This is a genomic window from Streptomyces canarius (assembly GCF_014650735.1).
Classification (GTDB): Bacteria; Actinomycetota; Actinomycetes; order Streptomycetales; family Streptomycetaceae; genus Streptomyces; species Streptomyces olivaceoviridis.
Genome location: NZ_BMVN01000117.1, coordinates 1 through 9,250 on the forward strand (window position 1 = coordinate 1; position 9,250 = coordinate 9,250).

The following is a 9,250-nucleotide window of genomic DNA, read 5'->3' on the forward strand; positions in this document are numbered from 1 at the left end:
CAGGACTCCGAGCACCTGCTGGAGACCACTGGCAAGCAGCTGCGCAAGCTGATGAGCTGGGTGAACGAAGAGGCGTAAGCCCGCTGACAGGGGCCGGGGCGGACTGCTCCGGCCCCTGTTGTCCAACCCGTCCAGCCCCGGACGGGTGATCCTTCCGCGGAGGCGCAATGCGACGCCCGCCGCGCCACTATGCTTCTGCACAACACGCGTCAGGCCCACAGCGTCGTGCGTCTTCCGCGGCTAGCCCCTCCTCCGCCTGCGGCCGTCGGGACGGCCGTCCGCATCGCACATGTGAGGACTCACGTGAGCTCGAAACCCGTCGTACTCATCGCTGAAGAGCTGTCGCCTGCCACCGTCGACGCACTCGGTCCGGACTTCGAGATCCGGCACTGCAACGGAGCGGACCGCTCCGAGCTGCTGCCGGCCATCGTCGACGTGGACGCGATCCTGATCCGTTCGGCCACCAAGGTCGACGCCGAGGCCATCGCCGCCGCGAAGAAGCTCAAGGTCGTCGCCCGGGCCGGCGTCGGCCTGGACAACGTCGACGTCTCCGCCGCCACCAAGGCCGGCGTGATGGTCGTCAACGCCCCGACCTCCAACATCGTGACCGCCGCCGAGCTGGCCTGCGGTCTCATCCTCTCCACCGCCCGCAACATCCCGCAGGCCAACGCCGCGCTGAAGAACGGCGAGTGGAAGCGCAGCAAGTACACGGGTGTGGAGCTGGCCGAGAAGACGCTGGGCGTCGTGGGCCTGGGCCGCATCGGTGCCCTCGTCGCGCAGCGCATGTCCGCCTTCGGCATGAAGGTCGTCGCCTACGACCCCTACGTGCAGCCCGCGCGGGCCGCGCAGATGGGCGTCAAGGTGCTCTCCCTGGACGAGCTGCTGGAGGTCTCCGACTTCATCACCGTCCACCTGCCCAAGACCCCCGAGACGCTCGGCCTCATCGGCGACGAGGCGCTGCGCAAGGTCAAGCCCAGCGTGCGCATCGTCAACGCCGCGCGCGGCGGCATCGTGGACGAGGCGGCGCTGTACGCGGCGCTGAAGGAGGGCCGGGTCGCCGGCGCCGGCCTCGACGTGTACGCCAAGGAGCCCTGCACCGACTCCCCGCTCTTCGAGCTGGACCAGGTCGTCTGCACCCCGCACCTGGGCGCGTCGACGGACGAGGCGCAGGAGAAGGCCGGTATCGCCGTCGCCAGGTCAGTCCGCCTCGCCCTCGCCGGTGAGCTGGTGCCGGACGCCGTCAACGTCCAGGGCGGTGTCATCGCCGAGGACGTCAAGCCGGGCCTGCCGCTCGCCGAGCGCCTCGGCCGCATCTTCACCGCGCTCGCCGGTGAGGTCGCGGTCCGCCTCGACGTCGAGGTCTACGGCGAGATCACCCAGCACGACGTGAAGGTGCTGGAGCTGTCCGCGCTCAAGGGCGTCTTCGAGGACGTCGTCGACGAGACCGTGTCCTACGTCAACGCCCCGCTCTTCGCGCAGGAGCGCGGGGTGGAGGTCCGCCTGACCACCAGCTCGGAGTCCGGCGACCACCGCAACGTGGTGACCGTGCGCGGCACGCTGGGCACCGGCGAGGAGGTGTCGGTCTCCGGCACGCTGTCCGGCCCGAAGCACGCCCAGAAGATCGTCGCGGTCGGCGAGTACGACGTCGACCTCGCGCTCGCCGACCACATGGTGGTGCTGCGCTACGAGGACCGCCCGGGTGTCGTCGGCACCGTCGGCCGCATCCTCGGTGAGGCGGGCATCAACATCGCCGGCATGCAGGTCGCCCGCGCGGCCGTGGGCGGGGAGGCGCTGGCCGTGCTGACCGTCGACGACACGGTGGGCGCCGCCGTGCTGGCCGAGGTCGCCTCCGAGATCGGCGCGACGTCCGCCCGCTCGGTGAACCTGGTCTGATCCACCTGTGCCGGAACGCCGGGCGGGCTGAGGGGTACCTCAGCCCGCCCGGCGTTTTTCCGCTGCCTACTTCCGTCCGGTCTCGGTCCTCCGCAGCGTCACCGCCGCTCCCACCGCCGCCAGCACCAGGATCACCGCGCCGGCGACGGCCGCGCCCCGCATTCCGCTGGTGAACGCCTCCCGTGCCGTCGCGAGCAGGGTCTGACCGGCCAGGCCCGGCAGCCGGGCCGCGCCGGCCAGCGCACCGCCCAGGGTCTCGCGGGCCTCGGCCGGGGCGGTGGCCGGCATCGCGTGGCGGTAGACCGCCGTACCGATCGAGCCCAGGACCGCCATGCCGAGCGCGCCGCCGAACTCGGTGCCGGTCTCCAGGAGCGAGGAGGCCGTGCCCGCCCGCTCCGCCGGCGCCGCGCCCATCGCCAGGTCGGTCAGCTGGGACAGCACCATGACCGCCCCGCAGGCGAGGACGCCGGCGGCGGCCAGCACCAGCCACAGCGAGTCGGTGCCGGCGAGGGCGAGCAGGGCGTACCCGGCCGCGCTGACCGCGAAGCCGCAGGCGACGACGTGTCCCCGGGGGACGCCCCGCTGGACGAGCTGGGCGGTGACCGGTCCGGCGATCCCGATGAGGACCGACGGCAGCAGGCTCCACAGGGCCGCCTCCAGCGGGCTCTTGCCCAGGACGGACTGGAGGTACTGCGTGGTGAAGATGGCCGAGCCCATCATCCCGAACGCGCAGACGAGGGTCAGGACCAGCGACGCGGTGAAGCCGTGGCCCCGGAAGAGGGCCGGCGGGATCAGCGGTGAGGTGCCGGTGCGCTGGCGCCGGACGAACAGGGCCGCGAAGAGCAGACCGACGGTGACCGAGACGACGTACCCCGGGTTCCATCCCTCGGAGGGGATCTCCTTCAGGCCGTAGACGACGGGGAGCACGGCGGCCAGCGACAGCGGGACGCTCAGCCAGTCGAAGCGGCCGGGCGCGGGGTTCTTCGACTCGGGCAGCAGCACCGGGCCGAGCAGGAGCAGCAGCGCCATCGCGGGCAGGTTGACCAGGAAGACCGAGCCCCACCAGAAGTGCTCGACCAGGATGCCGCTCATCACCGAGCCGAGGGCGATGCCGCCGGTCATCACGCCGGACCACATGCCGATCGCCTTCGCCCGCTGGGCCGGGTCGGTGAACATCGTGCGCAGCAGGCCCATCGTGGAGGGCATCAGGGTGGCGCCGCCGATGCCGAGGACCGCGCGGGCCGCGATCAGGGTCTCGGCGCTGTTCGCGTAGGCCGCGAGGAGCGAGGCGGCGCCGAAGGCCGCGGCGCCCAGGAGCAGGAGCCTGCGGCGGCCGATGCGGTCGCCGAGCGAGCCCATCGTCAGCAGCAGGCCGGCCAGGACGAAGCCGTAGACGTCGAAGATCCACAGCTGCTGGGTGCCGCTGGGGCGCAGGTCGGCACTGATCGCGGGGGTCGCGAAGTACAGGACCGAGACGTCCATCGAGACCAGGAGCAGCGGCAGCATCAGCACGCCGAGCGCGGTCCACTCGCGGCGGCCGGCGCGGGCGGGTGCGCTCTCGGCGCCCGCGGGGTCGGTGGTGCTCGTCGGGTTCATCGTCATGCCGAGGACTGTACGAGCGTCTTAGACGCTTGTATAGAACGAACGTATAAGTCATCCGTCTAGGACGGTTGTATGGATCGCGGGGTAGGGTGGGCCCATGGGACACCGTGAGGATCTGCTCGAGGGCGCCAAGCGCTGCCTGCTGGAGAAGGGCTTCCTGCGCACCACCGCGCGCGACATCGTCAAGGAGTCGGGCACCAACCTCGCGTCCATCGGCTACCACTACGGCTCGAAGGACGCGCTGCTGGTGCAGGCGTACGTCTCGTTGATCGAGGGCGTCGGCGAGCGCTTCGACCCCGGCCTGGACGGCGAGATGACCCAGCACCCGGGCTCGCTGGAGCGCTTCCAGGAGGTGTGGGCCGGGATCATCCGCACCGTGCCCGAGTCACGGGCGATCTGGCTGCTCAGTTTCGAGCTGATGTTCCAGAACGACCGGCTCGACGAGGTGCGCAAGCTGCTGGCCGAGGCCCAGCGGGAAGGCCGCGCGGGACTCGTCCCGCTGTTCAACGGCGTCCCGGAGTCCGACCTGGACGAGGAGACGATCGACAGCGAGGGGCGCCTCTACCAGACCCTCCTCAACGGCCTCATGGTCCAGTGGCTCTTCGACCCCGGTACGGCGACCACCGCCGAGCAGCTCACCGAGGGGCTGCGCCGGGTGATCCGGGAGGCCGCGCGGAGCTGACCGCGCCGGGGCGTCACAGTCGCGCCCGCTTCAACGCCATGTGCAGCAGCAGCCGGTCCTCCCCGTCGTCCAGGTCCAGGCCGGTCAGCTGTTCCACGCGGGACAGGCGGTAGTAGAGGGTCTGGCGGTGGATGCCCAGCTCGGCCGCCGTGCGGCCGGCCTGGCCCGCGCAGTCGAGGTAGACCTCGGCCGTGCGGGCCAGCTCCCGGTGGGCGGGGGAGAGGAGCGGGCCGACCACCCGGTCGTGCGCGGCCTCCGGCGGCAGCGCGGTCAGCAGCCGGTACGCCCCGATCCGCGCCCACTGCGCGACCGGCCCGAACCGCGGCTCGGCCAGCGCGGCCCGCGCCGCGGCCGAGGCCTCCTGCCAGACCGTGCCCAGCTCGGTGAGGCCGGTGCGGGGCTCGCCGACCCCGGCCGCACAGCCGGTGGCCCCGGCGGCCCGGGCCCCGGCGGTGCATCCCGCCGCGACCGCCGCCGCCACCCGGGCCCCCGCCCCGCGCGCCGCGCCGCCCGCCGCCCCACGGGCCCCCTCGGCCTCCTTCAGCAGCCGCGAGGCCGCCGCCAGCGCGGGTGTGCTGGACTCGGTGGTGCGCAGGCGCACCAGCAGCGCGAGGCTCTGCCCCGAGGCGCCCCACGGCAGGGTGCACAGCGCCGTGGCGTGCGGGATCGTCCGGGCGGCGGGGGCGTCGTCCGGGTCGGCCGACGGCCAGGGCGCCACACAGACCAGGGTGTGCGGGCCGTCCGCGCGGGGCCCCAGCGCGGTGCGCAGTTCGGCCACCGCCATGTCCCGCTGCCAGCCGCGCTCCGCGGTGAGCACGGCCCGCAGCTCCCGGCTCAGCCCCGCTCCGGCCTCCGCCTCGTCCGCGAGCAGGGCACCGATCCGGCCCGCGACCCGCAGGGCGGAGGCGAGCTGGGCGTCGGTCGGCCCGGGATCGCTGTCCAGCAGCCAGACGTAGCCGAGGACGACGCCCCGGTGGCGTACCGGCAGGCAGATCCGGCCGCGGTAGACACCGGCCTCCGGGCTCGGCGGGATGCGGACCGGCCCGGTCGCGCGTGTGATGCCGAAGCCCTCGAACCAGGCGCGGACCGTCGCCGTGGAGCGCCGGGTCAGGATCGAGCGGGTGCGCACCGGGTCCAGCGCGGTGGGGTCGAGTTCGTCCTCGCTGTCGTAGGCGCCGAAGGCGATCAGCTCGAAGTCACGGTTCTCCAGGGTCGCCGGCACCCCCAGCAACTCGGAGATCTCGTCCACCAGCTCCTGGTAGTCCGCCTTGAATTCAGCCGCCACTCGGGCATTCTCCCCCATTTCCCGGCCGCCTTCATACATCTGTCTGAGATACCGGGCACGGATGCGTGACAGCTGTCGATGGCCGACGATCGGAGAGATCCCTAGGTTTCACGGTGGTTCCCCGTGCCGTACCCGAATCGTCGGGTGATGGCCGTCTTTGGTGCTTGTCTGTGGAGGTGCCCCGTGCTGGGTCCCGTGATTCTCGCCGCGTCGCGCAGCGACCGGATGCGACGCCTGATCTCGGCGGCCCCGGTGACCAAGCAGGTCGTCGACCGCTTCATCCCCGGCGAGACCGTGGCCGACATCGTCCCGATCATCAAGGACCTCACGGCCAAGGGCCTGGAGCTGACGATGGACGTCGTCGGCGAGGACATCACCACGCCCGAGCAGGCCACCGCCGCGCGGGACGCCTACCTGGCGCTGATCGACCACCTCAAGGACCTGGGGCTGGGCGAGCGCGTGGAGATGTCCGTCAAGCTGTCCATGTTCGGCCAGGCGCTGGAGGGCGGCCACGAACTGGCGCTCGCGAACGTCCGCCCGGTCGTCGAGGCCGCCGCCGCCATCGGTACGACCGTGACGCTCGACGCCGAGGACCACACCACCCTCGACTCGATGTTCGCCATCCACGAGGAGCTGCGGAAGGACTTCCCGCAGACCGGCTGCGTCATCCAGGCCTACCTCTTCCGCACCGAGGCCGACGCCCGCCGCCTCGCGGAGTCCGGCAGCCGCGTCCGCCTGGTCAAGGGCGCCTACAAGGAGCCGGCCGAGGTCGCCTACCAGCAGAAGCACGAGATCGACAAGGCCTACGTGCGCATCCTGAGGACGCTGATGGAGGGCGAGGGCTACCCGATGATCGGGTCCCACGACCCGCGTCTGATCGCCATCGCCCAGGAGCTGGCCCACAAGGCCGGCCGTAAGCTCGACGAGTACGAGTTCCAGATGCTGTACGGCATCCGCGGCGACGAGCACCTGCGGCTGGCCGCAGAGGGCCACCGCATGCGCGTCTACACCGCCTACGGCACCGACTGGTACGGCTACTTCATGCGCCGCCTGGCGGAGAAGCCGGCCAACCTCCGGTTCTTCCTCCGCAGCATGGTCAGCAAGGGCTGAGCCCGAACACCCGCTCACGTACAAGGAGTTACGGATCTCATGGACGCTGTGACCCAGGTCCCCACCCCCGTCAACGAGCCGGTGCACGGCTACGCCCCCGGCTCGCCCGAGCGCGCCCGGCTGGAGGCCAAGCTCAAGGAGCTGGCCGAGAACCCGATCGAGCTGCCGATGACGATCGGCGGGGAGAAGCGGCTGGGCGGCGGCGAGCCGTTCGAGGTCGTGCAGCCGCACAACCACAAGGCCGTCATCGGCACCGGCCGCCACGCCACCCAGCAGGACGCCAAGGACGCCATCGACGCGGCCCTGGCCGCCGCGCCGGCCTGGCGCTCGATGTCCTTCGACGACCGCGCCGCGATCATCCTGCGCGCCGCCGAGCTGCTGGCCGGCCCGTGGCGCGAGACCATCGCCGCCTCCACCATGCTGGGCCAGTCCAAGACCGCCCAGCAGGCCGAGATCGACACCCCCTGTGAGCTGGTCGACTTCTGGCGCTTCAACGTCCACTACGCCCGCCAGATCCTGGCCGAGCAGCCCCCGGCGAACTCCCCGGGCGTGTGGAACCGCCTGGACCACCGCCCGCTGGAGGGCTTCGTCTACGCGATCACGCCGTTCAACTTCTCGGCCATCGCGGGCAACCTGCCCACCGCCCCCGCCCTGATGGGCAACGTGGTGGTCTGGAAGCCGTCCCCGACGCAGACCCACTCGGCCGTGCTCCTCATGCGGCTGCTGGAGGAGGCGGGCCTGCCCAAGGGCGTCATCAACCTCGTCACCGGCGACGGCATCGAGGTCTCCAAGGTCGCCCTGGAGCACCGGGACCTCGCGGGCATCCACTTCACCGGCTCGACCAAGACCTTCCAGTACCTGTGGAAGACGGTCGGCAACAACATCGAGAAGTACCGCTCCTACCCGCGCCTGGTCGGCGAGACCGGCGGCAAGGACTTCCTGGTCGCCCACCCGAGCGCCGACCGCGCCGTGCTGAAGACCGCCCTGACCCGCGGCGCCTTCGAGTACCAGGGCCAGAAGTGCAGCGCGACCTCCCGCGCCTACATCCCGGCGTCCATCTGGAACAGCGGTTTCAAGGAGGAGTTCGCCGCAGAGGTCGACTACCTCACCATGGGTGACGTCACCGACCTGTCGAACTTCATCGGCGCCCTGATCGACGAACGCGCCTTCGCCAAGAACAAGGCCGCGATCGACCGCGCCAAGGCGGACCCGTCCTGCACGATCGTCGCGGGCGGCAGCTACGACGACTCGGTCGGCTACTTCGTCCGCCCGACCGTCATCGAGTGCACCGACCCGGAGAACGAGGTGTTCACCACCGAATACTTCGGCCCGATCCTCGCGGTGCACGTCTATGAGGACGACAAGTACGACGAGATGCTGACCCAGATGGAGTCGGTGTCGGACTACGCCCTCACCGGCTCGGTCATCGCGGGCGACCGCGCGGCGGCGGCGTACACGATGGAGAAGCTCCGCTTCGCCGCGGGCAACTTCTACATCAACGACAAGTCGACCGGCGCCGTCGTCGGCCAGCAGCCCTTCGGCGGCGGGCGCGCCTCCGGCACCAACGACAAGGCCGGTGCCCCCCAGAACCTCCTGCGCTGGACGCTGACCCGCGCCATCAAGGAGACCCTGGTCGCGCCGACCGACTACACCTACCCGCACATGGGCTGACCAGCCCCCCGAGCACGGCCCGGGAAGCCCGACACGAGCGGGCTTCCCGGGCCGTTCCCATGCGCCCGCCGGCCGTCCCCCCGCAAGGCTCCCGGCACGCGATACTGGCGTCATGACCCTGCGGCTCGCCCACACCGCCGACCTGGACCCGGCCGAACTCCGCGCTGTACGCGCCCTGTTGGACGAGGCCTTCGACGGGGACCTCTCCGACGCGGACTGGGAGCACGGGCTGGGCGGGACGCACGTGCTCGTCCATGACGGGGCCGGGCTCGCCGCTCACGGGGCCGTCGTGATGCGGCGGGTGCGGCACCGGGGGCGCTGGCTGCGCACCGGGTATGTCGAGGCCGTCGCCGTGCGGGCCGACGTACGGCGCACCGGGCTCGGCGGACGGGTGATGGCCGAGGTGGAGCGGGTGGTCGACCGGGCCTACGACCTCGGCGCGCTCTCCGCGAGCGAGGCGGGGGCCGCGCTGTACACCGCCCGGGGCTGGCAGCGGTGGGCCGGGCAGGTGCACGCCCTCTCGCCGGACGGGATCGTCCGGCTGCCCGAGGAGGAAGGCGGCGTGTACCTGCGGGGCGCGCTCGACGCGGACGGCGAGCTGGTCTTCGACTGGCGCGACGGCGACGTCCTCTGACGCCGGCGGTCAGGTCGCGCGGACCGCCCGACGTACTCCCTGGTGCACCCGGCTGGGCACCCGGCGCCGCGCTCCCTCCCGCTCGTCGACCGGACGGAGGACTTCGGCTCCTGCGCCCGCGACCGGTGGGCCGCCCAGGACTGCATCCCGGCGGCCACCGTCACCGCCGAGGACGACGGGGCGGTGCTGTCGATGGTGGGCAGCGGCCTCGGCATGGCGATCATGCCGGCGCTGTCGCTCACCGGGGCCCCGCCCTCGGTGCGGATCACCGACCTCGGGCCGGAGCGGCCGTACCGCCCCCCCGGCTAGGTGTTCTGTGCCGGGAGGTTGTGGACGGGTGAGCCAGATCTCGGCTGAGGGATCTTGAACGGGT

General features: G+C 72.0%; 7 protein-coding genes and 1 pseudogene. 6 read left to right on the top strand and 2 right to left on the bottom strand.

Annotation, left to right across the window (positions count from 1 at the left end):
* The first annotated feature begins 303 nt into the window (after positions 1-303).
* Complete coding sequence (serA, locus tag IE294_RS45645; protein ID WP_189895222.1) at positions 304-1,893, top strand: phosphoglycerate dehydrogenase; 1,590 nt, start codon at positions 304-306, stop codon at positions 1,891-1,893.
* 66 nt (positions 1,894-1,959) lie between these two features.
* On the opposite strand, the gene IE294_RS45650 is transcribed toward serA, so the two are convergent.
* Entirely contained in the window at positions 1,960-3,495 is a 1,536-nt protein-coding gene (locus tag IE294_RS45650) for an MFS transporter (protein WP_189895223.1), read from the bottom strand.
* Between the two features lie 97 nt (positions 3,496-3,592).
* Between IE294_RS45650 and IE294_RS45655 the strand changes: the two genes are divergently transcribed.
* Positions 3,593-4,177, top strand: a complete 585-nt coding sequence (locus IE294_RS45655; RefSeq protein WP_189895224.1) for a TetR/AcrR family transcriptional regulator — start codon at positions 3,593-3,595, stop codon at positions 4,175-4,177.
* Positions 4,178-4,190: 13 nt separating this feature from the next.
* Here IE294_RS45655 and IE294_RS45660 read toward each other — a convergent pair whose 3' ends face one another.
* Positions 4,191-5,480 (bottom strand): PucR family transcriptional regulator, encoded by a 1,290-nt coding sequence (locus IE294_RS45660; protein ID WP_373315964.1) that lies wholly within the window; start codon positions 5,478-5,480, stop codon positions 4,191-4,193.
* Between the two features lie 165 nt (positions 5,481-5,645).
* Here IE294_RS45660 and IE294_RS45665 point away from each other — a divergent pair, with 165 nt between their 5' ends.
* The 4 genes and pseudogenes from IE294_RS45665 to IE294_RS45680 form a co-directional block, all read left to right on the top strand.
* On the top strand, positions 5,646-6,572 hold the full coding sequence (locus IE294_RS45665) for a proline dehydrogenase family protein (RefSeq protein WP_189819301.1): 927 nt from the start codon (positions 5,646-5,648) through the stop codon (positions 6,570-6,572).
* A 39-nt stretch (positions 6,573-6,611) separates the two neighbouring features.
* Positions 6,612-8,243 carry an L-glutamate gamma-semialdehyde dehydrogenase gene (pruA, locus tag IE294_RS45670; protein ID WP_189895226.1) on the top strand — a complete coding sequence of 544 codons (1,632 nt, stop codon included), beginning with the start codon at positions 6,612-6,614 and terminating at the stop codon, positions 8,241-8,243.
* A gap of 112 nt (positions 8,244-8,355) precedes the next feature.
* Positions 8,356-8,877 (top strand): GNAT family N-acetyltransferase, encoded by a 522-nt coding sequence (locus IE294_RS45675; protein ID WP_189895227.1) that lies wholly within the window; start codon positions 8,356-8,358, stop codon positions 8,875-8,877.
* A 33-nt stretch (positions 8,878-8,910) separates the two neighbouring features.
* Positions 8,911-9,183, top strand: a pseudogene (locus IE294_RS45680) (type 2 periplasmic-binding domain-containing protein); the annotation flags it as partial.
* Between the last annotated feature and the right edge of the window lie 67 nt (positions 9,184-9,250).

Bases quoted from the DNA above. Each gene is read 5' to 3' on its own strand.
- IE294_RS45660 (WP_373315964.1), bottom strand. From the start codon at position 5,480: ATGGGGGAGAATGCCCGAGTGGCGGCTGAATTCAAGGCGGACTACCAG.
- pruA (WP_189895226.1), top strand. From the start codon at position 6,612: ATGGACGCTGTGACCCAGGTCCCCACCCCCGTCAACGAGCCGGTGCAC.
- IE294_RS45650 (WP_189895223.1), bottom strand. From the start codon at position 3,495: ATGACGATGAACCCGACGAGCACCACCGACCCCGCGGGCGCCGAGAGC.
- IE294_RS45675 (WP_189895227.1), top strand. From the start codon at position 8,356: ATGACCCTGCGGCTCGCCCACACCGCCGACCTGGACCCGGCCGAACTC.
- IE294_RS45655 (WP_189895224.1), top strand. From the start codon at position 3,593: ATGGGACACCGTGAGGATCTGCTCGAGGGCGCCAAGCGCTGCCTGCTG.